The sequence below is a fragment of the Aliivibrio sp. A6 genome (assembly GCF_028765505.1).
Lineage (GTDB): Bacteria > Pseudomonadota > Gammaproteobacteria > Enterobacterales > Vibrionaceae > Aliivibrio > Aliivibrio finisterrensis_A.
The window spans coordinates 14,075-39,322 of the sequence record NZ_JARACR010000022.1 but is presented as its reverse complement, the minus strand read 5'-3'; the positions used below and the strand labels follow the sequence as shown (position 1 = coordinate 39,322).

The following is a 25,248-nucleotide window of genomic DNA, read 5'->3' as shown; positions in this document are numbered from 1 at the left end:
CCTCTGGGAATGTATTTTCAGTTATCCGTATTTGTGGGATAATCATAACTAAATTCACCGTGATAGAAGCTCTCTAAAAAGTATAGAAGAGAAGGTTATTATTAAAAAAGATATTTAGATTAAAGTTTAGCCTTCAAGTATTAAATGTTATACCCCATTGAACTTTATTACTCTTTTTTGAAATAAAAAACGACAGTCTTTGTAGCCTGTCGTTTTTATTTATGCATTTACAAGCGTAAATTTAAATGGAAATTAAATTCCTGCTGGTTTAAAGAAGGCCTTTAAGCGCTTAGTGATCATTAAGCGAGAGACCGTAAACATTCCTGTCACTGTGCATTGGTGTAGGCGGAAAATTGTGTCGTATAAACGGCGAATTAATCGACCTTGTAACACTAATTTTCCTTCTAAGCGTGTCCCCGAAGCAAAAGTACCAACGGCAAAGTGATGACCAACAGCAACCACCATTCCACTGTCTTGGAAGGTAAAATCCGTTAACTCTTTACCTCGTAAATAACGACCTAAGCTTTTAGCTAAATGAACTGCTGTACGGTTAGCGGCTTGAGCTTTTGGTGGAACAAAAGAACCATCTGGCTGTGGAATAGCTGCGCAATCACCAATAGCAAAGATACGAGGATCTTCGGTTGAGCTCAGATTTTGGTTCACGTTAATTTGGTTCATACGGTTGTAGCTTAAGTTCCCAATACCATTTAGCCAATCCGGTGCTTTTACACCCGCAGCCCAAAATTGGATATCAGCACCAAGAAATTTATCAACATCCGTTCGCATACCGTTTGCGCTTACTTCACTAATGCGAGTTTCTAGTAATACATTTACGCCACTTTTTTCTAGCTCTTTTAATACCTTATCAGACATTTTTTGTGGGCTATTAGGTAATACACGATGTGCCGCTTCAATTAAATTAATACTTAAAGATGAAGCGTTATAGCGTTTTAATTTTTTACTTACTCGAGCTAATTCGGCCGCTAACTCAACACCAGTAGCGCCAGCTCCTACAATGTTTATTGTGCTGTTTTTGCCTTCACGTAAGATTTGGCTAATTTGATTCCACGCTTGGCGTGCTTGACCTGCTGAATCTAAAAATAGGCAGTGGTCTTGAGCGCCTAGCGTATTAAAGTCATTACTGATTGCACCAATGGCAACCACAAGATAATCATAGTTTAAGCCTGATTCTGTACCATCAGGACGACGCACTAATAACGTTTGGTTTTCACGGTCGATTCCCGTCATCGCACCTTGATAATGCTGGTAACCGTGATGAGCCCCGTGAGTGAAATAACAGACTGAATCTAAATCACTATCGAAAGTACCTGCTGTGATTTCGTGTAAACGAGGTTTCCAGTAGTGATGTGTTTCAGGCTCAACCAGAATGATTTCATCTTCTTTACGGGTTGATTTAGTTAATAAGGTCGATAGCTCTAGGCCAGCAGCGCCACCGCCTACAACAATGATTCGGGACATAGCATTTTTCTCACAATATTTTGGCTTAAAGAGGAGCTAACTCACTCGAAAATAAGCCAAAGAATAATCTTCATTACAGAGCGCAACAGTGTGTGCTGAGTGTCAATGCGGCTATTATATTTATTTCTTAATTAGTGATAATAGGGTTTAAATGAAAATCACTTTTACGTAATGGTAATAAATGAGCGTGAGTAAATGAATGCTCTTGGAGAGTCATTCATAAGTTTGAACCCGTTTACAATTCTTAATGAAATCGTTTGTTTTTAACCCATTTATTTGTTTTTAATCTGTTTATTGCCAATACTTATCTCAATAGAAATGAGTACCTGAACCATACTCTTCGCCTCTTAAATATGGATGTTTTAGATGCCGTTTTTTATATCTCGATTATCACTTTTAACTTTATTGAGTATCCCTCTCGCTTCTTCTGCGATTGAATTTACTGATCCCATTGATGGAAGCCTCGATATGGGGGAGTGCCTCGCCGAAAACGCTTATGGTTTTCTTCCCATGCCTATTTTAATTACTGAGCCAGCTTTAGGTTATGGCTTTGGTTTTGCTGGTGTGTTTTTACATGAATCTGAGAAGCAAAGAGAAAAGCGTAAACAATTGGCGGCAACTTCTTTGGATGGAGGTGCTCAGCTATTAACTCCTGCAATAACGGTTGCTGGGGGCTTAGCAACAGAAAATGGCACATGGATGGGGTTTGTAGGGCATAGACGAACCTGGAATAAAGATAGCATCCGTTACCTGGGTGGTTTGGCTTATGGTGATATGAATATGACGTTTTATCGCCAAAAGAATAATGCAGGAGCGTTAGAGCCCATTGTTGGAAATAGCGGTGTAGAATTTGGTATGCGTGGCGGTGGTGGTATGCAACAGCTTCAGTTTCGTATTGATGATTCACCGCTTTTTTTGGGTATTGTACAAAAGTACTTTCAACCGGAGTTGAGTATCAATAGCCACCCGAATGCAGATGAAATTTTAAATCGATTAGGAAATACGACTCCGACAGGATCAGGGGTTGGTTTGTTAATGGAGTACGATACAAAGAATAATTTTTTGAATCCAACGAAAGGGGTGAACTATACCGTCGAATATCTCTGGTTTAGAGATGGTATTGGAAGCGATTATGATTTTGATACGTTAAACATTAAAGGCCACCATTATTGGACACTGACATCGCAATGGTCTCTAGCGATGAGAGGGTATTATAAATCACTGTATACCGACGAAAGCCTTCTTCCTCCACCAGCGTATCCTGATATTTAACTGCGTGGTATAGCAAGAAATAGATACCAAGGTGAGCAGACGTTATCGCTTGAAGGGCAAGTTAACTACCAATGGAATATTCGTTGGTCGAGTAATGTTTTTGCTGGTTTAGGGTATGCATCATCACATCATAATTCTTTATTTAAAGAGGATGAACAATACGCTTATGGGATTGGATTTCGTTATCTAATCGCTCGTCGCTATGGTATGAAAACAGGGATCGATTTAGCGTTTAGTGAAGAAGATACTGCACTTTATTTCCAAGTTGGTATGGGAATATAACCTTCATTATGCACACTAAGTGAACCACTGCGCGGTTAGCTAGTTGTACTCTTGATTGACGTTAACTCGATTAGAAAATTAATTATTGATATTGTTATCAGTATTTATTTTTGTGACTATACTTGTATAGCAATAAATAATACGCAAGAGAGGTCAATATGAAAAAATTAGCCATAATTGCAAGCACATTAGTCATGAGTTCAACTGTGTTTGCAGGTATTCATACACTTACTACTAATTCTACGATTAAGTCGGAAGGGTATCAGAGTGAAGCGCAAGCGTTAGATGCTGGATATAGCATCATGGATGAACTAAATTCAGAATCTCCTTATACGTTAAGCCAAAATATACAAACAACAAATGACTATCTACTAAAAAATAGTACTAAAATAAGAGACATGGAAGTTGAAGTTGAAAAATATTCAAGAACTCGCGGTGAAGTTGAATATCGAGTTATTGTCGATGTGGATTATGAGTATAAAGTTAGAAAAGACCGCAGAGATTAAGCTTATTTTTTAGCAGGTTATATAAAGTCAGTAATGAATGTTACTGACTTTTTCATACTATATTTTTAATTTTAATATGAATCTTTTATGACATTTTGTCTTTTATCCTTGATCTTTGCATCTTTCTATTTATAATATATGGAAATGCGTATATCCATATTTAAGGTTGAATATGTTACCTCATCAATTTTTTAAACTGCTGTCAGATGAAACACGAATGCGTTGTTTATTGCTTATTGCTCGTGAAGGTCGCTTGTGTGTAAACCAATTAACGGAAGCACTAGAAGAGAGTCAACCAAAGATCTCTCGTCATTTAGCTCAACTACGCCAATCCGGCGTATTGGTTGATACCCGTGAAGGTCAATGGGTGTATTACCAAGTCAGCTCTGATTTACCGGGTTGGCTAAACAAAATTATAGTAGGTTTGAAGCAATCCAATTGTTTACAGGCTGAGTATCAAAAAGACACTGATAAATTAAACGCAATGAAAGCATGTTGCTAAATTAAGGATTAAGACGATGACAATTAAAGTAGGAATTAACGGTTTTGGCCGCATTGGACGTTTGGCACTAAGAGCCGCATTTGATTGGCCTGAATTGGAGTTTGTACAAATTAATGATGTGGCGGGTGATACCCATACATTGGCACATTTACTTGAATTTGACTCAATTCAGGGGCGTTGGAACCATGAAGTGACTACCGATGGCAGCACTATGATCATTGGTGGCCAAAAGCTTAAAACAACGCAAGAAAAAGAGATCGATGCGGTTGATTGGTCTGGTTGTGATGTTGTTATTGAAGCAACTGGCGTGCATCGTTCACGTTCATTTTTAGATAAATACTTAGCACAAGGTGTTAAGCGTGTAGTTGTGTCTGCTCCAGTTAAAGAAGACGGTGTTGCGAATATTGTGGTTGGTGTGAATGATGATATTTTTGATCCAGCGGTCCACCAAATTGTGACTGCGGCATCTTGTACTACCAACTGCCTCGCTCCAATTGTTAAAGTTATCAATAAGGAGTTGGGTATCGAAAATGCAGCATTTACCACTATTCATGATTTGACCAACACACAAACCATTTTAGATGCTCCTCATAAAGATCTTCGCCGTGCTCGTGCGTGTGGCATGAGCTTGATCCCAACAACAACGGGCTCTGCTAAAGCGATTGTAGAAATCTTCCCTGAGCTTAAAAATAAAATTGATGGTCATGCGGTACGCGTTCCTTTAGCGAATGCCTCACTGACTGACATTATCTTTGAAGTAAAAAGAGATACCACGGCTGAAGAAGTAAATCAGTTATTAAAGGATGCGGCACAGGGTGATCTAAAAGGTATTTTAGGTTACGAGGAGCGCCCACTCGTATCGATTGATTACAAAGGCGACCAACGCTCAACGATTGTAGATGCACTATCTACTATGCTTGTGGGCAAGCGCATGGTGAAGATTTACGCTTGGTATGATAACGAAATGGGCTACGCAACGCGTACTGCTGAGTTAGTTCGTAACGTTGGTCTAGCTTAATAGTAATGACATTGGTTTAAGGAATTTTAAATGACACATCCTATTTGGGAATTACCGGTTACAGGCACTCATGGCGCATTAATTTTGACACCGTGTCCGGGAACAAAAGGGGTCGATTTAATCGCCTCATTAGAGCAATTAAAAGCGCAAGGTGTTGAAGCAGTAGCAACAGCATTAAGCCAAGATGAATTAACAGAAAAAGGCGTAGGATCTCTTGGTGAAGAAGTACAACGCCTAAGCATGAAATGGTTTTATTTACCAATTGAAGATGATTGCGCCCCGGGTGATGAGTTTGCTGCACAATGGAAATCAGCGACTCCTGAGCTGCAACAAGTATTGGAAAATAATGGCAAGGTAGCAATGCATTGTATGGGTGGGTCTGGCCGAACTGGTTTGCTGGCTGGGCATTTGTTATTGGATTTAGGTTGGGATCTAGACGTGATTAAGCAACAAGTACAAGCACTACGTCCGGGCGCATTCACAAAACCTGTGCAAATTGAATACATTGATGCCATTGCTAGCAAATAATCAATTTTAGATAAGGCCTCAGAAAGTGATTATCTTCTGGGGCTTTTTTATTTGAACGGATGATTTTTATGTTTTCACAATTAAGCCACAGTGTACGCCAGTATATGATAGTGACGTTCAACTACTGGAACTTCACCATTACTGATGGTGCATTACGCATGTTAGTGGTGCTTTATTTTCATGATCTGGGATACAGCACATTAGCTATTGCTTCGCTCTTTTTGTTTTATGAATTTTTTGGTGTGGTGACTAATTTAGTTGGGGGTTGGCTTGGTGCAAGGCTTGGATTAAATAAAACCATGAACGTTGGTCTATTGATGCAGGTTGGGGCGTTATTAATGCTTGCCCTGCCAAGCAGTTGGCTCACCATTCCTTGGGTGATGGCCGCTCAAGCATTCTCGGGTATCGCTAAAGATCTGAATAAAATGAGTGCCAAAAGTGCGATAAAAACCCTTGTTCCAAGCGATCAAGAAGGAGCGCTTTATAAGTGGGTTGCCATATTGACAGGATCTAAAAATGCCCTTAAAGGAGCAGGCTTCTTTTTAGGTGGTTTACTGCTAACGATAATTGGTTTTCAGTTTGCTGTTATTGCAATGGCGAGTGTGCTGTTTGTGGTATTTGTTGGTAGTGTTCTTTTGCTTGATGGTGACATGGGGAAAGCAAAATCAAAGCCTAAATTTACTCAATTGTTTTCAAAATCAGAACAAATTAATACGCTTTCGGCCGCTCGCCTATTTCTGTTTGGGGCTCGAGATGTATGGTTTGTTGTCGCTTTACCCATTTACCTTGGCAGTGTGTTTAATTGGGAGCATTCATTGGTCGGTGGCTTTTTAGCGTTATGGGTAATTGCGTATGGTTTTGTACAAGGCTTTGCTCCTAAAATTACCGGTAAAGCGGAAGGGAAAGTACCTGATGGCCGAGCTGCAATGTGGTGGGTGAGTTTATTAGCCTTGGTGACAGGGATTATTGCTTATAGTGTTCAGATGGGGTGGCAACCTGAATATGTCATCGTGATTGGCTTGTTGATTTTCGGTGGTATTTTTGCTGTTAACTCATCACTTCACTCTTATTTAATTGTGAGTTATGCCAAAGGTGATGGGGTATCGATGGATGTCGGTTTCTACTATATGGCTAATGCGATGGGGCGTTTAGTGGGTACCATTTTATCTGGCTGGGTATTCCAAGTTGCAGGCTTTGCTGCATGTTTGTGGGTGTCGTTTGGATTTTTGTTATTGGCTGCGTTGATATCGATTAAGTTGCCTAAGAGATAAAAGATTAACAAAAAGAAAGCTGTTAAAATGGACTTTCTTTTTGTAACTCTGAACAAATATCGACAATGGCAAGTGAGAGGCCTGAGCGAATCATTTGCTTTTGTCTATCGATTTGCATGTTATAGAACATAAGATCGGTATCGTCATTAAGTGGTGTTATTTCTAGTTGGATCATCCCCATTCTTTTTACAAGGTGAAGAGCATTGATTGTAGTAATTACTTGTGGATCTGTAAATTGAAGTTCGTTCATTTCTAAGTTCAATTTATTACGTAGTTGTATGAGTCCTTCAATATCATGATAAGTATTATTTGGTAATACACCTAAACCAAATAGGAGCTTAATTCTTACGCTTAAATCACCTAATGGACCTGAATCTTGAAGTAATGGACCAATAACAGATTGAACTGCAAAATCATCTTTACGAAAAATACGTTGGATTAAACCGTCGATAGACTCATTAAGAATATCGACAGCTATAATGAAAAAACCACGCACAGAAGGTGCATCGTTTAGTCGTTCAATGATGTTAGATTCATTTATTACTTCTGTCATAAAATAGCCATAAAAAGAAGAGAGGCATTACACCTCTCTAATTATTTTTTATTAATTTAATGTATTAAAGATCGCTTCAATCTTTTTCGCTTCTGAACTGTTTTCATTTAATCCAGTATAATACGCAAGTGTTGCTTTTAAACCTGATTCACATAGACGAGTTTGTAATTCTACCGCTTGTGGATCGGTGCTATTTACGTATTTAAATGCGGCGGCAATACCTTTTAATAGTGTTTTGTTCTCAGTGCCATATTCTATTGTACCTAATAAGGGTTTGATTAAGCGATCATTTTCACCTAATTTACGAATTGGTTGACGTGCAACGCGATCAATCTCATCTCGTAAGTATGGATTCGCAAAGCGGCCTAGAATTTTCTCAATATAAGCAGCGTGTAATTCTTTATCAAAACCGTAACGACGAATAAGTACTTCACCACTTTCCTCCATTGCTGTTTTTACTTCAGCTCTAATTTCAGGGTCTTGAATGGCATCTCGTACTGTTTCATGCCCCTTTAACGCACCAAGATAAGCGGTGATACAGTGACCTGTATTTAAGGTGAAAAGCTTACGTTCAACAAATGCCATTAAGTTGTCTGTTTTTTCCATTCCTGCAATTTCAGGAGCGCCACCTTTGAACTGCTGCTCATCAACAATCCATTCGCTAAAGCTTTCAACAGTTACTTCTAATAAGTCATCATTAGCTGATTCAGAAGGTGGAACAATACGGTCTACTGCTGAATCGACAAAACCAACCAACTCATTACAACGAGCATGATAAGACTCATCAAGATGTGAATACACCTCATTTTTAAGATGAGTTGTACCACGAACCATGTTCTCACAAGCGATGATATTTAAGGGTGATTCATTGTTTGCATCGAAACGTCTTGCTAAACCTTTTGCGATGGTTTTAGCGATAATATCCAATACGTTAGGACCGACTGCTGTGGTTACTAAATCTGTTTTTACAATGCGGTCAATAACGTCATCGCTGGTAGAGTTAACCGCAGTTACGTGCGTAACGGTCTCGATTTGGCATTCTGAACCAACAACCTTAACCTTGTATGATTGGTCATGTGAAAGTTGATCAACTAATGGAGCATCAACGTCTGCAAATGTAACAGCGACGTTTGAATCAGAAAGAACTTTACCAATAAAACCACGACCGATATTGCCTGCGCCAAAATGTACTGCTTTCATAATAATTACCTTCAATTTGATATTAGGAGATAGATCAACCCTATAGGGGGAGGGCGGATCTATGTTTTCTATGTGATCGTTATGCTGCTTGTTCGCCTGAAAGAATGTCTAAAATCTCACTAACGCTGTTAGTAGATGTTAGTTTTTCAATGGCACCAGGTTCATCAAGCGCATTGGTAATTGAGGTAATTACTTGTATGTGCTCGTCATTTTTTGCTGCGATACCGATAACCAATTTAGCTATGTCATCTTCATCTTCAGTGAATTGAACTCCTGATGGATATTGACAGATGACGATGCCTGTTTTGATTACACGGTCTTTGGCTTCTATTGTTCCATGTGGTACGGCAATAGACTCACCAAGATAGGTTGGTACTAGTTTTTCACGGTCAAACATCGCCGCTACATATTCTGGTTCGGCGTAGCCTAGTGCGACTAGCTGTTCACCGGCATATTGAATGGCTTCTTCTTTTGTTTCAAACTTTAATCCAAGGTGGATATTTTTTTCTTCTATTTTAAATGGTTGTGCATTTTGTGGTTCAAAAAACTCATCATTTGCAGCCACTGGAGAGACTTGTGGCATTTCATCATCATTCGCTGCTTCTGGGTAAGTTGATGCCATGATACGTGTAACTAAATCGTTATAAATATGGCTATCTAAGAAATTGGTTAATGAAATATGTTCTGCGTTTTCTGCGTGCTTACGTGCACGGTCCGTTAAATCTTTATGAGTAATCACAATATCGACATCCGTAGGTAAGTTATTGATAGCACAGTTTGTTACGCTGATATTTAGGCCTGCTCCCTGAACTTTTTTACGAAGAAGTCCAGCTCCCATGGCACTTGATCCCATGCCGGCGTCACACGCAACGATGATTTTTTGGATATTAGTTAATTTAGGTGAATTACTTTTCTCAGCAGTAATGCCAGAAGTCTTGCCTTTTGAGCTTGATTTCATATCACGCATTGCTGCAGTTGCGTCATCTAATGACGTACCGTCGTCTTCATCTGATGTTGTCTGCATTTTCATTAGTAGTGCAGCCACAGTAAATGAAACCGCTGTTGCAGATAAGATTGAACAGATAACGCCAACAGCTGATGCCTTCGGTGTTAATAATAAAATAGCAAAGATAGATCCTGGAGATGCTGGAGCAACCATGCCTGCATTAAATAGAGTAAGAACAAACACACCTGTCATTCCCCCCGCAATAGCAGCAAGAATTAAGCGTGGATTCATTAAAATATATGGGAAGTAAATTTCGTGGATACCACCAAAGAAATGAATGACAGATGCACCACCGGCGGTTTGTTTTGCCGATCCTTTACCAAAGAACATATAAGCCAGAAGAATTCCTAAACCTGGGCCTGGGTTTGCTTCAATTAAGAAGAAAATAGATTGGCCAACATCGTTTGCTTGTTGGATACCAAGAGGAGAGAAGATACCGTGATTAATCGCGTTATTTAGGAATAGAATTTTTGCGGGTTCAACAAAAATAGAAGTCAGCGGAAGAAGGCCTGCTTCTACTAGGAAATTTACGCCCCCCGCAAGACCGGCTGATAATACTTTAACAAAAGGGCCAATAAAGTAGAAAGCAACAATCGCACACAGCATACCAATAATGCCTGCAGAGAAGTTGTTTACTAGCATTTCAAAGCCACTTTTTATTTTACCATCGACTTTTTGGTCGAACAGTTTAATCGCTAAGCCACCCATCGGACCAACCATCATGGCACCCATGAACATTGGAATATCCGTACCGGCAATAACACCCATTGTTGTAATGGCACCAACGATAGCACCACGCTCGCCGCCAACTAATTTACCACCGGTATAACCGATTAGCAGCGGAAGTAGATACGTAATCATCGGACCAACAAGTTTCGCTAACGCTTCGTTAGGGATCCAACCTGTTGGGATAAATAAAGCAGTGATAAAGCCCCATGCGATAAACGCACCAATGTTAGGCATTACCATGTTTGATAAAAAACGACCAAAATTTTGTATCTTGATCTTTGCATCTGGTGATATCATAAGTGATTCCCCGTTTGAGGTTTTATTAAATTTTTTAAAAATGGCTCGCCAAAGCCATTGGTTAATTTCTAAGTACAGATGTAATTTACCATAGATTTTTTAATAGAACCGATAACGGGAAATTCGTGATTCTCTCCACAAAACCTCAGCAACTAATCCAAATAAAGTAGACCTTCATAACGTTATTGATATGAAATTTTACAACAAATAATTAAAATCAACATTGTCAACAATAATATATCGCGCAACGTCACACTTATTGATATTCATAAAGAAGGTAAAAGGTGATTTACGTCACTCTTTGTGAATTTATATTTAAATAATAAAATCCCAATAAGAACTAGATCTCACTTTCACATTTCTTTCACGATTCGAATTAAATGGCTTCATTGTTAATACCTTAAAGTGAAATTTTATTACAAATACAATTACCCCTTAAGGGGTGGGGGTATTAAGGTCTATCTTGGTTAATCGTGGGTGTCGTTTACCAAAAGCAAAGAATTAGGTTTTAAAAAGACTGTGAATGTTCTGAATAAAAGAAGGAGGTAGGAAAATAAAAGCGGATGAATTTACTAACTAGGGGATATGAGACGATGTGGTTAATCAAATTAAAAAAAAGGAGAACATTATGTTCTCCTTTTTTTATTTAATTGAAGTCAAAAATTACACGTGAGTGATGTTTTCTGCTTCTAATTCTTTAAAGTACTTAACTGTTTTCACTTTCAGCTCTTGTTGTGATGCATCATCACAAACGATTACCGATTTAGGGTGAAGTTGAAGCGCAGAAACTGTCCATAGGTGGTTTACTGAACCTTCAACAGCAGCTTGTAGTGCAAGAGCTTTATTGTGGCCAGTAATTAGGATCATGATCTCAGCAGAATCAAGCAGAGTACCAACACCGATTGTTAACGCGTACTTAGGTACTTGGTTGATATCGCCATCGAAGAAACGAGAGTTAGCAATACGAGTATCTTCAGTCAGTGTTTTGATACGAGTACGAGATGCTAGAGAAGAAGCAGGCTCGTTGAATGCAATGTGACCGTCGTTACCAACACCACCCATGAATAAGTTAATACGACCGTAAGACTTAATTTTGTCTTCGTAACGTTGGCATTCTTCTTCGTGGTTATCAGTGTTACCGTTTAGAAGGTTAATGTTTTCTTCTTGAATATCTACATGGTTGAAGAAGTTTTCAAACATGAAAGTACGGTAAGATTCAGGGTGGTTAGAATCAAGACCGATGTACTCATCCATGTTGAATGTTACTACGTTCTTAAAGCTTACTTTACCAGCTTTATGCAGTTCGATTAGCTTTTTGTAAGTATTAAGAGGAGTACCACCAGTTGGAAGGCCAAGAACGAATGGACGATCTGCTGTTGGGTTAAACTCATTGATGCGGTTAACAATGTGCTGTGCTGACCATGCGCCTACTTGTTCTGCTTGGTTTAATGGAATAAGTCTCATCATATACCTCAAAAAATTAATGTAATAGTTTGCTTAATTGCGTTAATTCGCATTGTAAAATAAGTATCTTCTTAATGCTAATGATTTTGGTCAATAAAGGAACTAAATTATTTAACCGAGCTCACACTTTGCTGCAAATGGTTCATAAATGGCTCTGCTTTCATAAATCCTGTTAATCGAGCATTCGATAAATAATCCCCATTTGCATTCCAAAAATCGATGGTTGGTAATCCAAGAACTTTTAGCTGTTGTAATAGGGCAATATCTTCTGGACTGTTTTTGGTTACGTCAGCTTGCAACAAGATAAATTGACCTAAGAGCGGCTCTACCTTTTCATTATGGAAGGTGTATTTTTCAAATTCTTTACACGCGACACACCAGTCAGCATAAAAGTCTAGCATGACGGATTTTCCTTGGGCTTTTGCCGCCTCAAGTTCTCGATTCAAATCTTCTAAATTAGCGATTTTTTTAAACGTGACAGTTTGAGTGGTGGTGTTTATTTCAGTATGTGCCTTACCTGAAATAGCATCAATTACAGGGATTGCTGAGCCAACAATACCTAAGATAGCGATGATCCCAGCGACACTCGTTTTCCAAGATTGGGGCATGGTTGCTTTAACATGATAAAGCCAACCAAATGCTGCAACACCTAACGCAGACCAAACAAATGGAGTTACGTTATGTGGAAGGATTCGCTCTAATAAGAACACTGGAACGGCAAGTAAAATAAAACCAAACAGTGTTTTTACATGCGTCATCCATACACCGGCTTTTGGTAGCAGTTTATTACCAAATACAGCGGCTAGAATTAGTGGGATCCCCATACCAATAGCCAAAGCGTACAGAGCGACAGCACCAGTAAGTAAATCACCACTTTTGGCAACATAAAGTAATGCACCCGAAAGAGGAGCTGTCGTACATGGCGAACACACTAAACCTGAAATTGCACCCATGGCAAATACGCCACCTAAGTTCCCGCCTTTTTGCTGGTTACTGATGTCATTTAATTTTGTTTGTAAGTTGCTTGGCAGTTGAATGGTGTAAGCACCAAACATTGATAGGGCAAGCAGAACAAACATGATGCTCAAACCAATCAATACATAAGGATGTTGTAGTGCCGCCTGGAATTGAAGGCCTGCCGAAGCAACCACTAACCCAAGTAAAGTATAAGTTAACGCCATGCCTTGAACGTAAACAAAAGAGAGCTTGAAGGCTTTGCCATGAGACAGTTTACCGCCACCTAAAACAATGCCCGTTAAGATAGGGTACATAGGCAATACACAAGGCGTAAACGCAAGACCAATGCCGAGCGCTAAGAATAAAAATGGAGTCCACCAAGCATCACCTAAGTTGTCAGCCAGCTCTTGCTGTTGAGTTTGAGATACTTCTTTTTGCTCTGAATTTGATGATGTTTTCTTTTCTACGCCAACTGGCGCGTTATCATTTTTGGCTACAGCATGCGTATTTGCCGTTTCATCTTGATATGAACTTAGCCCTGTTAATGCAGATAGTGGAATTTTGCGGATCTCTGGTGGATAACAGAATCCGGCTTTCGCACAACCTTGGTATCGAACAGTTAACTCGGCATTATCACTAACCGAAATAAGAGGAACCGTGATCGTAAGTGGTTCAGTGTAGATGTTTACATCACCAAAAAATTCATCGGTATAAGGCGTGCCTTCTTCCATCACTAAATCAGCAATCTTTGCGCCATTAGCCGTTACCGAAATACGTTGTTGGTATAGGTAATAATCAGGCATCACTTGCCAGTCTAAATAGACTCTATCTCCTTGCTGCATGAAATTAAACGGGAAGGCTTCATTTACGGTCACAAAAGAAGAGGTTTGCTTACCCTGTAATTTCGTCAGATCAAAAGACGCGACAGCTTGAGGGACAAAGGAGGTAAATAGAATAAAAAATGATAAAAGGGCAGCTCGAAAACGGAGTAAGTTCGTCATGTGAAAGTCTTTATTAAAATAGATACGGGTATGACTATCGAAATGGTCAAGAGTTCGACAAGTATAGTATCAATTGCATTAATGATCTGCTCCTTTCTCTTTGGAGAGCTGCGTAATTATTTTTTATTTGTCACGGTTTCGAGATCCCTACGACACACTTTTTATTGAACAGAAACTATGCTTGTTACGATGATTAATTATTAGGGTGAATTACCAGAGGGTATAGCGATGAAATACAAACATATTCTTGTGGCGCTGGATCTTTCAGAAGAGAGTCATGTGTTGATTGATAGAGCCGTTTCTATGGCGGAGCTATTAGGTTCCAAAGTGTCTTTTATTCATATTGATGGTACTCATGGTGAGATTTATCCTGAGCTCATTGATATAGAAGCAGAGCCTGAGCGTAAACCATTAAATGAACCTTCAAATAAGTGGCTTAATGATTTTCAGCAGTATACTCAGTTTCCAATTGAGAGCTTTTGGGTGGGAACGGGAGATCTTAGCCATAAAGTCGATAAAGCAGTAAAAGCGAATGAAATCGATTTATTGATTTGCGGACATCATCATGATTTCTTAAGTAAAATCATTTCTTATTCTCGACCGCTAATTCACCACTCTCCTATTGATATATTGGTCGTGCCGATTACGTCATAAGCTAGAAATAAAAAAATGGCAGCTAAATTAGCTGCCATTTTGAGGGATATTATTGCAATTCACCTATTAAAGAATAATACCACCGAATACAAAACCTAGTGCAACTGAAGTCGTAATCGTAGCAACACCCGGAATGAAGAATGGGTGGTTAAATACAAGATTACCAATACGTGTTGAACCTGTGTCATCCATTTCAACCGCAGCAAGTAGCGTTGGGTAAGTTGGAAGAACGAACAGTGCACTTACCGCAGCAAATGACGCAACTGCCGTAATTGGAGCAACACCAATCGCAAGGGCAGCAGGCATTAGAGCCGTTGTTGTTGCACCTTGAGAGTAAAGAAGCATTGAAGCAAAGAATAAAACAATCGCTAGCATCCACGGGTATTGTGCAAGGATCTCAGCTGAGAACTCTTTGATTTCACCAATGTGAGAAGAGACAAACGTATCACCAAGCCATGCAACACCAAGAACACACACACAAGCACTCATACCTGATTTGAATGTCGCAGCATTAGCAATTTTAGACGCATCAATTTTAGTGAACGTCACAATAGCAGCAGCGGCGGTTAGCATTAATGCCATGATAGCTTCGTTACGACCAATGGTTGGGTGTTCAATCAGGCCAACACTGCCACTGATCATCGTTGCATAAGCAACAACCGCAACGATAGCAACACAGAAGATATAAACAGATGCTTTTGCTGTTGGTAAAATTTCACGCTTACCTTCGCCATTCATCTTAATTAGGCCTTTTGCAAGACGTTCTTGATAAACAGCATCATCTTTTAGCTCACAGCCTAGGAAGTTAGCAACGAATGCACCAACCATACACGCTAGGAACGTTGATGGAATACATACAGCTAATAGCGTTAGATAATCCACACCTAGAGGCTCAAGGATACCAGAGAAGAAAACAACCGCCGCCGAGATTGGAGACGCAGTGATTGCAATTTGAGAAGCAACAACAGCGATAGAAAGTGGGCGAGAAGGACGAACACCTTGTTCTTTAGCAACTTCTGCAATAACAGGAAGTGTTGAGAATGCAGTGTGGCCTGTACCTGCTAGCATCGTCATGAAATAAGTCACGATTGGTGCGTAGAAAGTAATGCGTTTTGGATTTTTACGTAAGAATTTTTCTGCTAGGTCAACCAACCAATCCATACCACCAGCCACTTGCATAGCAGCAATCGCAGTGATAACAGACATGATGATTAAAATAACGTCGATAGGGATAGAACCTGCGTCTAGTCCTAAGATCATGGTAAGAACAAGTACGCCCGCACCACCCGCAAAACCGATACCGATACCGCCAATACGTGCACCTAAATAGATGAACAGTAGTACGACGAGAAGCTGTACAGCAATCATAGATAACTCCAGTGTTAAAATTTAAAATAATTATTCAGATTTTTATTGAACAGCTATATACAGCAAACCAATAAAAGTATGAATGATTACTTAGTTTTTTTTGATTAAAAATTAGGACGATAAAAAAAGCGAGCTTCAGTGAGCTCGCTATTTTAGGTGTTACGGATTAATCGTAACGTTTTGCTTTGTATTCAGGATGCATCAGGTTCTCTACAGAGAAGATGTCATCTAATTGTTCTTCTGTTAGAAGACCACGCTCAAGAACTACATCACGAACGTTTTTACCTGTTTCAGCACAAATCTTACCAACAATGTCACCTTCGTGGTGGCCAATGAATGGGTTTAGATAAGTAACGATACCGATAGAGTTAAATACGTGAGCTTCACATACTTCTTTGTTCACAGTGATGCCATCGATACATTTGTCACGTAGGTTCACACAGGCATTTTTCAAGATGTCGATAGATTCGAACAGTGCTTGGCCAATTACTGGTTCCATTACGTTTAATTGCAGTTGGCCCGCTTCAGCAGCGAAAGTCACTGTAATATCGTTACCAATTACTTTGAAACATACTTGGTTAACTACTTCTGGGATTACTGGGTTAACTTTTGCAGGCATGATTGAAGAACCAGCTTGAAGCTCTGGAAGGTTCAATTCATTTAGACCAGCACGAGGACCAGAAGAAAGAAGACGTAAGTCATTACAAATTTTAGACATTTTAACCGCAGTACGTTTTAGCGCACCGTGGATCATTACGTAAGCACCACAGTCAGATGTTGCTTCGATTAGGTCTTCAGCAGCAACACATGGTAGACCTGTTACTTCTGCTAGATGACGAACTGCCGCTTCTTGGTAACCAGTCGCTGCGTTTAAGCCAGTACCGATTGCCGTAGCGCCGATGTTTACTTCTAAAAGAAGTTGCGCTGTGTAGTTAAGGTTTTTCACTTCTTCCTGAAGTAAAACACCCCAAGCGTGGAACTCTTGACCAACTGTCATTGGAACCGCATCTTGAAGTTGAGTACGACCCATCTTCAGAATGTTACGGAATTCTTGATCTTTAAGATCGAATGCACCTTTTAGGTATTCAATCGCTTCGATCAGTTTCATCATGCTGTTGTATACAGCAATACGGAAACCTGTAGGGTATGCACAGTTAGTTGATTGAGAACGGTTAACGTGATCATTAGGGTTAATGATGTCGTATTCGCCTTTCTCTTTACCCATTAGTTCAAGAGCAACGTTAGCAATAACTTCGTTAGCATTCATGTTAACTGAAGTACCAGCACCGCCTTGGTAAACATCTGATGGGAATTGATCCATACACTTGCCAGTTTCAAGAATTAAATCACATGCTTTGATGATGTACTCACCAACTTGTGAAGGGATAGCACCTAATTCTTTGTTAGCTAAAGCGGCTGCTTTTTTAGTGTAGATCATGCCACGAACAAACTCAGGAACATCAGAAATAGTTACATTTGAAATGTTGAAGTTTTCCATAGCGCGAAGAGTGTGAATACCGTAGTAAGCCTCTGAAGGAACGTGACGTTCACCTAGCAAATCTTCTTCAATACGAGTTGCAGTATTCGTTTTTTCTAAATCAAGCATCTGAGTCATAGTAAGCCTTTAAGGTTCTATATTTTAATTATTGGATTCTGTCCAAGTGATCATGTCTGCGAGTAGAGTCCGTTCGTCAGAGGGTGATCAATATCGTACCTGATGCCTTGTTTTAACGTCATCATACACCTCTTTAGTGGTAAAAGTGTTAAGTTGATCACTTTTTAAGTCTAGTTTTTGCAAAATATTTCAAATTGAGATAATGCTCTCATTAGTTGTTAATATATTTACTTTATAGGTTATATAACTGCTAATCGAGTTAATGAATTTGATGGCTGTTTACACTCTTTTACAGAAGATTTTCTTGAAAAATGAGGGGATGTGCCGCATCTATCATAATAGAGAGAGAAAAAGTGGTTCGCAGAGAATGCCTGCTACACTAAATGAAGCGAAAAGTGAAAGTTCGTATCAAATCTAATCGAGGTATATTGTGTTTCCTATTTTATTATTATTGTTTATTTTTGTTCCCATTATTGAAATTGCGCTGTTTGTGCAAGTCGGGGGCATGTTAGGGATGTGGCCAACACTTGGGTTAGTATTGATCACCGCTTTTGTTGGTGCGTCATTAGTCCGTAGCCAAGGCATTCAGACTCTAATGTCAGTGCAATCAAAATTACAACAAGGTGAATTACCTGCACAGCAAATAGTAGAAGGTGTCATGCTTGCCGTTGCTGGTGTGTTATTGCTTGTCCCTGGTTTTATGACTGATGCATTAGGTATGCTGGTATTGCTTCCAGCACCGAGAGCGTATTTAGCTAAACAGTTAATGAGCCGTGTAAAAGTAAATGGCATGGGAGCATCACAGGGTGGTTTTCATGCAGGGTTTGGTGGTGGCTTTGATCAAAATGGTCCGTTTAATCAAGGTAACCCATTTGATCGCACAAATCAGAACGATCAGCAAGGCGATGTATTTGAAGGTGAGTTTCAACGTAAAGAAGACGATCCAAATAAAACCTTAAAATAGTCCTCTCGCTATAGAACTAAATAAAAAAGCCGCGTTATGAACAGACATAACGCGGTTTTTTTTATATTTTGAATCTAATGATTAACGCCTTAACCAAGAGCGTGGGTTTTGTGCCTTACTGTTACGGCGGATCTCAAAGTAAAGTGAAGCTCTGTCTTGACCGCCACTGTCACCAACAACCGCAATCGTCTCTCCTGCTTGCACCTTATCGCCTTCTTTCTTCATTAAGCTTTGGTTGTAGCCATAAAGTGTCATATCACCTTTACCGTGATCGATTAACACCATTAAGCCATAGCCTCGTAACCAATCAGCAAAAACGACCTTACCAGAATCAACGGCTTTTACAGGTGTACCGTATTCACTGGCTAGCACCATGCCTTTCCAAGTGAGCTGCCCTGTTTGTTTTGTTCCAAAACTATGAAGTGTTTTGGCGTTGCTAATAGGCCAAGGTAAACGCCCTTTTTGACGAGCAATACCATCCATAGGTACATTGTTACTTGCTTTCGCTTTTGCGATGGCAACTTTTAAGCGTTTTTCATTTTGCTGCAGTTCATTTAAATAACCATTTTCATTTGAAATGCGTTTTTTGATACTGGAAACGGTTTTCTTACGTTTGTTTTGTGATGTTTGCAGTGTGGTTTTTTCTTGTTTGTATTGAGCTAATAACTCACTTTGTCGTTGTTGCTGTTTAAGAAGAGAAACCTCTTTCTCTTTCAACTGCATCGTTGTGAATTCTAACTGAGAAATCGCACCCACTTGGGCTTCAGAAATACGTTGAGCGTATTGTGTCATGCGATCGATTTTAGTGACGTCATCGCCACTGAGCACATTAGAAAGTTGATTATTACGACTTATTAAGTAGTAATTGACGAGTAAGTCTTTTAATACTTCAGTTTGTCCAATTTGTTGTTGAGTAAGCTCTGATTGTTGCTGTTTTAATTCGGTTATCGAGCGTTTTACCGCTGCGAGTTCTCGCTCTGCATTGCGCGCTTTTTTGGAGGCGTTAGCAATGGATAGTTCGTACTTTTTAAGGCTAGATTGAAGACTTGATAGCTCTTTCTTCTGTTTACTTAATACCGAGCTCTGACGAGATATTTCTTGTTTCATTCCTTTTAATTCAGCGTCATTCGCATGAGCGATAAGAGGAAGTGCAAATGTCAGGCACACGATCGCGGTCGTAACAAATTTACGACTAGGAATAGGCTTATTAAAAAAGGATATGTTCATCGCTGCATTATTTCAGATAGAGTGAGTTCTGACTAGATAGAGTTTTTATTTGGTCTCAATTGTAAAACCAATATCACAGCATTTTTGTTGTTCTTATCAGTTTTTTTATCCTCGCTAGTCTCCGAACAAACCCTAGGGTATACTTTCGACTTCATTTTAGAGCCCATGGTAACTGACATTGTCTAATGGCATGTGGTTATCCAAAAATCAGAGATAAAGAATATGGAAACGTCAATCATCGATTTTGTAACCAATAACATGATTTTAGCTGTTGTGTGGATTGGTATTGTTGTTGCGTTGATTCAAAACGTAGTAAAACAGAAAACCGCTGGCTACCAAGAAGTGGATCCTTCACAAGCAACAACACTGATGAACCGCGAAGATGCGATTGTGCTAGATATTCGCTCTAAAGATGAGTTTAAATCAGGCCATATTACGGGTGCTCGTCACATTTTACCAAGTGATATTAAAGCCGGTAACCTAGCTGGTCTTGAAAACTCAAAAACAACCCCAATTATTGTGGTATGTAAAACAGGCCAAACCGCTCAAGCATCAGCAAATGATCTGCATAAAGAAGGTTTTGAGCAAGTTAAATTGCTTAAGAATGGCCTAATCTCTTGGAATGAAGCTAACCTACCGTTAGTAAAAGGCAAAAAGTAATTGCCCATTTCATAAGCAACTGATTCATTTTGATGTGATATCTGGCCCATTTTTTAGATATCACGAATGCAGAGTAATATCACAGCGTTATTCTGCATTCATACATACATATATAGAAAGGACTTTCCCATGGCTGAAGCAGCACAACAAGAGCAACAAAACTTTGCAATTCAACGTATCTTCCTAAAAGACGTATCTTTTGAGGCTCCTAACTCTCCAACTATGTTCCAAAAAGAGTGGAATCCAGATGTTAAACTGGACCTTGATACTCAAAGCCGTGAACTAGGCGAAGGTGTTTACGAAGTCGTTCTACGTTTAACTGTTACGGTTAAGAACGAAGAAGAAACTGCATTCCTTTGTGAAGTACAACAAGGTGGTATCTTTACTGCTGGCCAAATGGAAGAAGCTCAACTAGCACATTGCCTAGGTGCATTCTGCCCGAACATTCTGTTCCCATATGCTCGTGAAACGATCTCTAGCCTAGTGGTTAAAGGTACGTTCCCACAATTGAACCTTGCACCAGTTAACTTTGACGCATTGTTCATGAATTACCTACAAAACCAAGCTCAAGAAAACGCAGCTGCGCCTTCTGAAGCTTAATAATGAATAGCCTTGCGCTATTGATTAATTTGTAGAGAATAAATGCACTTTTTTATCTAAGATAGTTTCTATACTGAATATAGAAATTAAATTTTGATAAAAAGTGCATTTTGCTTTTATTACTCTAGTATCCTTTGATACTTGTTTTGGATGGTCACAATGACAACACAAACCGATTACTCTGATATTTCCATGACCGTACTTGGTGCAGGCTCATACGGAACTTCTCTTGCTATCTCTCTTGCTCGTAATGGTGCAAAAGTGATTTTATGGGGTCATGAAGAATCACATATGGCTCGCCTTGAAGCCGATCGTGCTAATGAAGAGTTTTTGCCGGGTGTTGCTTTCCCACCGTCATTAATCATGTCTACGGATCTTGAAAAATCAGTGCAAGCAAGTCGCGATTTACTGGTTGTAGTTCCAAGTCATGTTTTTGGTTTGGTACTAGGTAATGTAAAACCATTCTTACGTGATGATTCTCGTATATGTTGGGCGACAAAAGGACTAGAGCCTGAAACAGGTCGTTTATTAAAAGAAGTGGCAGTAGAAGCGTTAGGTGAATCTCATTCACTGGCTGTGCTTTCTGGACCTACTTTTGCTAAAGAACTTGCATCTGGTATGCCAACGGCGATTGCTGTTGCGTCTCCTGACCAAGAGTTTGTTAAAGATTTACAAGAAAAAATCCACTGCTCAAAGACATTCCGTGTTTATGCCAATAACGATTTTACTGGAATGCAATTAGGCGGAGCGGTGAAGAACGTAATCGCTATTGGTGCGGGTATGTCTGATGGTATTGGCTTTGGTGCTAATGCTCGTACTGCATTAATTACCCGTGGTTTGGCTGAAATGACTCGTTTAGGCGTGGCTTTAGGCGCAGAAGCTGAAACCTTTGTGGGGATGGCTGGCTTAGGTGATTTAGTGTTAACGTGTACCGATAACCAATCTCGTAACCGTCGTTTTGGTTTGGCTTTAGGTCAAGGCGGTGACGTAGATAGCGCTCAAGCAGAAATTGGTCAAGTGGTTGAAGGGTATCGCAATACCAAAGAAGTATGGCTACTTGCTGATCGTATGGGTGTTGAAATGCCTATAGTTGAGCAAATTTATCAAGTATTGTATCAAGGAAAAGATGCAAGAGTTGCTGCGCAGGACTTATTAGCGCGAGATAAGAAATCAGAATCGTAATTCAAGGATGGTATGAAAATGAAAGAATGTAAAAAACACCAAGTATGGGAGTGCATTGTTCGAGAAGCGCGTGAGCAGTCAGAACAAGAACCTATGCTTGCAAGCTTTTATCATGCCACCATCATAAAACATGAAAACCTTGCTGCAGCATTAAGTTATATTTTAGCGAATAAGTTGGCGACAGCCTCTATGCCTGCAATGGCAGTTCGTGAAGTGGTAGAGGAAGCATTTGCTTCTGATCCTTCTCTTACCGATGCGGCTGCGTGCGATATTTGCGCGACTGTGACTCGAGATCCTGCGGTTTCTATGTACTCAATGCCTTTATTGTATTTAAAAGGCTATCATGCATTGCAAGGGTACCGTGTATCGAACTGGCTTTGGAAGCAAGGTCGTGTTGCATTAGCGACGTATCTGCAAAATGAAATTTCTGTTGCTTGTCAGGTGGATGTGCATCCTGCGGCGACCATTGGTAAAGGGATCATGTTTGACCATGCGACGGGCATCGTCATTGGTGAAACGGCCGTGGTTGAGAATGATGTTTCTATTCTGCAAGATGTGACACTCGGTGGTACGGGTAAAGAGTGTGGCGATCGTCACCCTAAGATCCGTGAAGGCGTTATGATCGGTGCGGGTGCGAAGATTTTAGGTAATATTGAAGTGGGTGTTGGTGCTAAGATTGGTTCGTGCTCTGTGGTTCTGCAAGCCGTCCCTCCACATACTACGGTTGCCGGTGTTCCTGCTAAAATTGTTGGGCGCCCTAGCTCTGAAATGCCATCGCTCGATATGGACCAACAGTTTAATGGTAAGTCACAAACGTTTATGTCTGGTGATGGAATTTAATATATCCCATTCCTTATGCGTATAAAAATAGCCACTATTGAGTGGCTATTTTTGTATTTGAGCTATGAGCTATGAGCTTTGGAATTATAACCCGCCTTCAAATCCCATTTGACGCCACGCTTCAAATACGATGATAGCAACAGAGTTTGATAAGTTTAAACTGCGGCTGTCTGGCATCATAGGAATTCGAACACGTTGTTCCATTGGTAAGCCATCAATTAAATCAGCGGGCAATCCACGAGTCTCTGGGCCGAATAACAACACATCTCCCTTTTGATAGCTTGGAGTGGTGTGATGGCCTGTCGTTTTGGTTGTGCAGGCAAAGATACGGTGTTCACCTTCACTTTCATTTTCTAAATAATCAAGAAAGGCAGCGTAATCTTTATGGCGTTTTACATGGGTTAATTCATGATAATCTAACCCTGCTCGGCGAAGTTTTTTCTCTTCTAAATCGAATCCTAATGGTTCAATTAAATGCAGGTTTGCACCACAGTTAGCAGACAGGCGAATGATGTTACCCGTATTTGGGGCGATTTCAGGTTCGTACAACGCAATATCAAACATAGTGAACTCTTGAATAACGGAAAGTAAACTCAGTATATCTAATTGATAGGTATCGGGGTAGGGAATACGAGTAACAACATGGCTTACTTTGAGATAAGCCATGTTGCGACAAGTCATTATTGTTCGATAGGTAGTGTAATGGTCATGCGCAATCCGCCAAGAGGGCTTTTACTCGCAATGATGGTGCCGCTGTGCTGGTGAATAGCACTTTCGGTAATCGCCAGACCAAGACCTGTTCCGCCACTGCTTCGATCTCGAGCGGTAGATACTCGATAGAAGGGTTTGAAGATATCCTTGAGTTCATCTTCTGGTACACCATCACCATTGTCATCAACGGTGATGGTGAGAATGTTGCCATTATCATTGATATTCACAGTGACCACATCATTACCGTACTTAATAGCATTGCGTATTACGTTTTCAACCGCACTCATTAATAGATTAGGGTTACCAAAAATAGGCGTTTCTTTTAAATCAGAATAAGTCAGTATTTTATTTGAATGCTCAGCCTCAAATTTGGCATCTTCTAAAATATCAAACCATAATGAGTAAGCGTCAGTTTTCTCTCGTTCTTGATGGCTGTTTACTTGTATTCGAGAGAGTTCTAATAGCTCAGAAATCATCTGCTCTAAGCGATCCGCTTCCATATCAATACGAGATAACTCTGCGCTTTCACCTTGCTTACGAGTGGCAAGGGCTGTTGCCATTCTTAAACGAGTTAAGGGAGAGCGTAGTTCATGAGAAATATCAGATAATAAGCGCTGTTGGCCTGAGATCATGGTGTTGAGTGACCCGACCATCTGATTAAAGCTTTGCCCTGTTTTTCTAAATTCTTTTGGCCCTTTTTCTAATGCTTCATCTTTTTCAAATTGACCCTTAGCAACCCGCTCTGCTGCTTTTTGTAAACGTCTTGCAGGTTGACTTAACGCCCAAGCAAGCCAAAGTAAAAAAGGCGTACTAACGAGCATGGTCACTAGTAATAATTGCCCTGGTTTATCTAATATTCTAAGAATAAATGGGGGGGGCTTTTTCCAATATCGTCCCACATACATGTACACGGTTTCATGGGCGATGACGATATCAAAAGGCCCCGCCATCATGGTTCTACCATACAGTTTTTGTTGAGGAAGATCAGGATCATCAGAAAGTGTTAAAAAGTTAAGTAACGCTTTTTTTCTTCCTCGTAGCTCTTTAGGTTTATCTAAAATTTCGCCAGTAGGGGTTGTGAAAAATAGATCGAGGTTTTCATCGTGTTGATGTGCTTTATGGCTAATCTCTTTTAAGGTCTTTTTTAAATTGTCGCGCTCAGAGTATTTCCCTGTAATGTAGGCAGCAATTTGAGTCATTTTAGTAAGATGTTCAGTTGCGATATTATGGCGAGATCGTGGATCAAAATTAGGGCCAATAACAACCCCAATTAAAACCAATAATAAGGTAAACCAAAATATGGCAAAGATACGGCCATATAAGCTGGATAAAAGAGGGAAGCGTGTATTTACTTTAAACACC

General features: G+C 39.9%; 22 protein-coding genes and 1 pseudogene. 12 read left to right on the top strand and 11 right to left on the bottom strand.

The window, feature by feature from the left end:
* Positions 1-252 precede the first annotated feature (252 nt).
* The gene (locus PVK70_RS13305; protein WP_130048531.1) at positions 253-1,479 is read right to left on the bottom strand and encodes an NAD(P)/FAD-dependent oxidoreductase; all 1,227 of its coding nucleotides are present in this window, start codon (positions 1,477-1,479) and stop codon (positions 253-255) included.
* Between the two features lie 366 nt (positions 1,480-1,845).
* Between PVK70_RS13305 and PVK70_RS13300 the strand changes: the two are divergent.
* The 6 genes and pseudogenes from PVK70_RS13300 to arsJ all read left to right on the top strand — a co-directional run bounded on the left by PVK70_RS13300 (position 1,846) and on the right by arsJ (position 6,858).
* Positions 1,846-3,033, top strand: a pseudogene (locus PVK70_RS13300) (BamA/TamA family outer membrane protein).
* A gap of 158 nt (positions 3,034-3,191) precedes the next feature.
* Positions 3,192-3,539: a DUF3316 domain-containing protein gene (locus PVK70_RS13295; protein ID WP_130048532.1), complete on the top strand. Its 348-nt coding sequence runs from the start codon at positions 3,192-3,194 to the stop codon at positions 3,537-3,539.
* 172 nt (positions 3,540-3,711) lie between these two features.
* Positions 3,712-4,041, top strand: coding sequence for a metalloregulator ArsR/SmtB family transcription factor (locus PVK70_RS13290; protein WP_130048533.1), 330 nt, complete (start codon positions 3,712-3,714; stop codon positions 4,039-4,041).
* Positions 4,042-4,057: 16 nt separating this feature from the next.
* Positions 4,058-5,059: an ArsJ-associated glyceraldehyde-3-phosphate dehydrogenase gene (locus PVK70_RS13285; RefSeq protein ID WP_130048534.1), complete on the top strand. Its 1,002-nt coding sequence runs from the start codon at positions 4,058-4,060 to the stop codon at positions 5,057-5,059.
* A gap of 30 nt (positions 5,060-5,089) precedes the next feature.
* A complete protein-coding gene (locus tag PVK70_RS13280) occupies positions 5,090-5,587 on the top strand; it encodes a phosphatase domain-containing putative toxin (RefSeq protein WP_130048535.1) in 498 nt (165 codons plus the stop codon).
* Between the two features lie 68 nt (positions 5,588-5,655).
* Positions 5,656-6,858, top strand: coding sequence for an organoarsenical effux MFS transporter ArsJ (gene arsJ / locus PVK70_RS13275; RefSeq protein ID WP_130048536.1), 1,203 nt, complete (start codon positions 5,656-5,658; stop codon positions 6,856-6,858).
* A 22-nt stretch (positions 6,859-6,880) separates the two neighbouring features.
* Here arsJ and PVK70_RS13270 read toward each other — a convergent pair whose 3' ends face one another.
* The 5 genes from PVK70_RS13270 to PVK70_RS13250 form a co-directional block, all read right to left on the bottom strand.
* Positions 6,881-7,411 (bottom strand): MltR family transcriptional regulator, encoded by a 531-nt coding sequence (locus tag PVK70_RS13270; RefSeq protein WP_130048537.1) that lies wholly within the window; start codon positions 7,409-7,411, stop codon positions 6,881-6,883.
* 51 nt (positions 7,412-7,462) lie between these two features.
* The gene (locus PVK70_RS13265; RefSeq protein ID WP_165367199.1) at positions 7,463-8,611 is read right to left on the bottom strand and encodes a mannitol-1-phosphate 5-dehydrogenase; all 1,149 of its coding nucleotides are present in this window, start codon (positions 8,609-8,611) and stop codon (positions 7,463-7,465) included.
* A 79-nt stretch (positions 8,612-8,690) separates the two neighbouring features.
* The gene (locus tag PVK70_RS13260) at positions 8,691-10,643 is read right to left on the bottom strand and encodes a PTS mannitol transporter subunit IICBA (protein ID WP_130048538.1); all 1,953 of its coding nucleotides are present in this window, start codon (positions 10,641-10,643) and stop codon (positions 8,691-8,693) included.
* A gap of 663 nt (positions 10,644-11,306) precedes the next feature.
* The gene (nagB, locus tag PVK70_RS13255; protein ID WP_130048557.1) at positions 11,307-12,107 is read right to left on the bottom strand and encodes a glucosamine-6-phosphate deaminase; all 801 of its coding nucleotides are present in this window, start codon (positions 12,105-12,107) and stop codon (positions 11,307-11,309) included.
* A 107-nt stretch (positions 12,108-12,214) separates the two neighbouring features.
* A complete protein-coding gene (locus tag PVK70_RS13250; RefSeq protein ID WP_130048539.1) occupies positions 12,215-14,065 on the bottom strand; it encodes a protein-disulfide reductase DsbD in 1,851 nt (616 codons plus the stop codon).
* 228 nt (positions 14,066-14,293) lie between these two features.
* Here PVK70_RS13250 and PVK70_RS13245 point away from each other — a divergent pair, with 228 nt between their 5' ends.
* Positions 14,294-14,719: a universal stress protein gene (locus tag PVK70_RS13245; RefSeq protein WP_130048540.1), complete on the top strand. Its 426-nt coding sequence runs from the start codon at positions 14,294-14,296 to the stop codon at positions 14,717-14,719.
* Between the two features lie 66 nt (positions 14,720-14,785).
* Here PVK70_RS13245 and PVK70_RS13240 read toward each other — a convergent pair whose 3' ends face one another.
* Positions 14,786-16,087, bottom strand: coding sequence for an anaerobic C4-dicarboxylate transporter (locus tag PVK70_RS13240; RefSeq protein ID WP_130048541.1), 1,302 nt, complete (start codon positions 16,085-16,087; stop codon positions 14,786-14,788).
* Positions 16,088-16,253: 166 nt separating this feature from the next.
* Positions 16,254-17,702, bottom strand: coding sequence for an aspartate ammonia-lyase (gene aspA / locus PVK70_RS13235; protein ID WP_130048542.1), 1,449 nt, complete (start codon positions 17,700-17,702; stop codon positions 16,254-16,256).
* Between the two features lie 430 nt (positions 17,703-18,132).
* On the opposite strand from aspA, the gene PVK70_RS13230 reads away from it, so the two are divergent.
* Positions 18,133-18,666, top strand: coding sequence for an FxsA family protein (locus tag PVK70_RS13230; protein ID WP_130043835.1), 534 nt, complete (start codon positions 18,133-18,135; stop codon positions 18,664-18,666).
* An 81-nt stretch (positions 18,667-18,747) separates the two neighbouring features.
* Here the strand turns inward: PVK70_RS13230 and PVK70_RS13225 are convergent, their stop codons facing one another.
* Positions 18,748-19,893 (bottom strand): murein hydrolase activator EnvC family protein, encoded by a 1,146-nt coding sequence (locus PVK70_RS13225; protein ID WP_130048543.1) that lies wholly within the window; start codon positions 19,891-19,893, stop codon positions 18,748-18,750.
* Between the two features lie 222 nt (positions 19,894-20,115).
* Here PVK70_RS13225 and PVK70_RS13220 point away from each other — a divergent pair, with 222 nt between their 5' ends.
* The 4 genes from PVK70_RS13220 to cysE all read left to right on the top strand — a co-directional run bounded on the left by PVK70_RS13220 (position 20,116) and on the right by cysE (position 23,175).
* Positions 20,116-20,553, top strand: coding sequence for a rhodanese-like domain-containing protein (locus PVK70_RS13220; RefSeq protein WP_130043837.1), 438 nt, complete (start codon positions 20,116-20,118; stop codon positions 20,551-20,553).
* 129 nt (positions 20,554-20,682) lie between these two features.
* Positions 20,683-21,153 carry a protein-export chaperone SecB gene (gene secB / locus PVK70_RS13215; protein WP_130043838.1) on the top strand — a complete coding sequence of 157 codons (471 nt, stop codon included), beginning with the start codon at positions 20,683-20,685 and terminating at the stop codon, positions 21,151-21,153.
* A gap of 150 nt (positions 21,154-21,303) precedes the next feature.
* On the top strand, positions 21,304-22,335 hold the full coding sequence (gpsA, locus tag PVK70_RS13210; RefSeq protein ID WP_130048544.1) for an NAD(P)H-dependent glycerol-3-phosphate dehydrogenase: 1,032 nt from the start codon (positions 21,304-21,306) through the stop codon (positions 22,333-22,335).
* 18 nt (positions 22,336-22,353) lie between these two features.
* Positions 22,354-23,175 (top strand): serine O-acetyltransferase, encoded by an 822-nt coding sequence (cysE, locus tag PVK70_RS13205; protein ID WP_130048558.1) that lies wholly within the window; start codon positions 22,354-22,356, stop codon positions 23,173-23,175.
* 84 nt (positions 23,176-23,259) lie between these two features.
* On the opposite strand, the gene PVK70_RS13200 is transcribed toward cysE, so the two are convergent.
* Together PVK70_RS13200 and cpxA are read right to left on the bottom strand one after the other, a co-directional pair.
* Positions 23,260-23,739, bottom strand: a complete 480-nt coding sequence (locus PVK70_RS13200; protein WP_130043997.1) for a tRNA (cytidine(34)-2'-O)-methyltransferase — start codon at positions 23,737-23,739, stop codon at positions 23,260-23,262.
* A gap of 116 nt (positions 23,740-23,855) precedes the next feature.
* Positions 23,856-25,247 (bottom strand): envelope stress sensor histidine kinase CpxA, encoded by a 1,392-nt coding sequence (gene cpxA / locus PVK70_RS13195; RefSeq protein ID WP_130048545.1) that lies wholly within the window; start codon positions 25,245-25,247, stop codon positions 23,856-23,858.
* Position 25,248 lies beyond the last annotated feature (1 nt).

Coding starts and splice junctions, on each gene's coding strand:
- arsJ (WP_130048536.1), top strand. CDS start 5,656: ATGTTTTCACAATTAAGCCACAGTGTACGCCAGTATATGATAGTGACG.
- PVK70_RS13250 (WP_130048539.1), bottom strand. CDS start 14,065: ATGACGAACTTACTCCGTTTTCGAGCTGCCCTTTTATCATTTTTTATT.
- PVK70_RS13225 (WP_130048543.1), bottom strand. CDS start 19,893: ATGAACATATCCTTTTTTAATAAGCCTATTCCTAGTCGTAAATTTGTT.
- PVK70_RS13290 (WP_130048533.1), top strand. CDS start 3,712: ATGTTACCTCATCAATTTTTTAAACTGCTGTCAGATGAAACACGAATG.
- PVK70_RS13285 (WP_130048534.1), top strand. CDS start 4,058: ATGACAATTAAAGTAGGAATTAACGGTTTTGGCCGCATTGGACGTTTG.
- PVK70_RS13260 (WP_130048538.1), bottom strand. CDS start 10,643: ATGATATCACCAGATGCAAAGATCAAGATACAAAATTTTGGTCGTTTT.
- PVK70_RS13280 (WP_130048535.1), top strand. CDS start 5,090: ATGACACATCCTATTTGGGAATTACCGGTTACAGGCACTCATGGCGCA.
- gpsA (WP_130048544.1), top strand. CDS start 21,304: ATGGTCACAATGACAACACAAACCGATTACTCTGATATTTCCATGACC.
- PVK70_RS13295 (WP_130048532.1), top strand. CDS start 3,192: ATGAAAAAATTAGCCATAATTGCAAGCACATTAGTCATGAGTTCAACT.
- PVK70_RS13305 (WP_130048531.1), bottom strand. CDS start 1,479: ATGTCCCGAATCATTGTTGTAGGCGGTGGCGCTGCTGGCCTAGAGCTA.
- PVK70_RS13240 (WP_130048541.1), bottom strand. CDS start 16,087: ATGATTGCTGTACAGCTTCTCGTCGTACTACTGTTCATCTATTTAGGT.
- PVK70_RS13220 (WP_130043837.1), top strand. CDS start 20,116: ATGGAAACGTCAATCATCGATTTTGTAACCAATAACATGATTTTAGCT.
- PVK70_RS13270 (WP_130048537.1), bottom strand. CDS start 7,411: ATGACAGAAGTAATAAATGAATCTAACATCATTGAACGACTAAACGAT.
- PVK70_RS13200 (WP_130043997.1), bottom strand. CDS start 23,739: ATGTTTGATATTGCGTTGTACGAACCTGAAATCGCCCCAAATACGGGT.
- PVK70_RS13265 (WP_165367199.1), bottom strand. CDS start 8,611: ATGAAAGCAGTACATTTTGGCGCAGGCAATATCGGTCGTGGTTTTATT.
- cysE (WP_130048558.1), top strand. CDS start 22,354: ATGAAAGAATGTAAAAAACACCAAGTATGGGAGTGCATTGTTCGAGAA.
- aspA (WP_130048542.1), bottom strand. CDS start 17,702: ATGACTCAGATGCTTGATTTAGAAAAAACGAATACTGCAACTCGTATT.
- PVK70_RS13245 (WP_130048540.1), top strand. CDS start 14,294: ATGAAATACAAACATATTCTTGTGGCGCTGGATCTTTCAGAAGAGAGT.
- nagB (WP_130048557.1), bottom strand. CDS start 12,107: ATGAGACTTATTCCATTAAACCAAGCAGAACAAGTAGGCGCATGGTCA.
- secB (WP_130043838.1), top strand. CDS start 20,683: ATGGCTGAAGCAGCACAACAAGAGCAACAAAACTTTGCAATTCAACGT.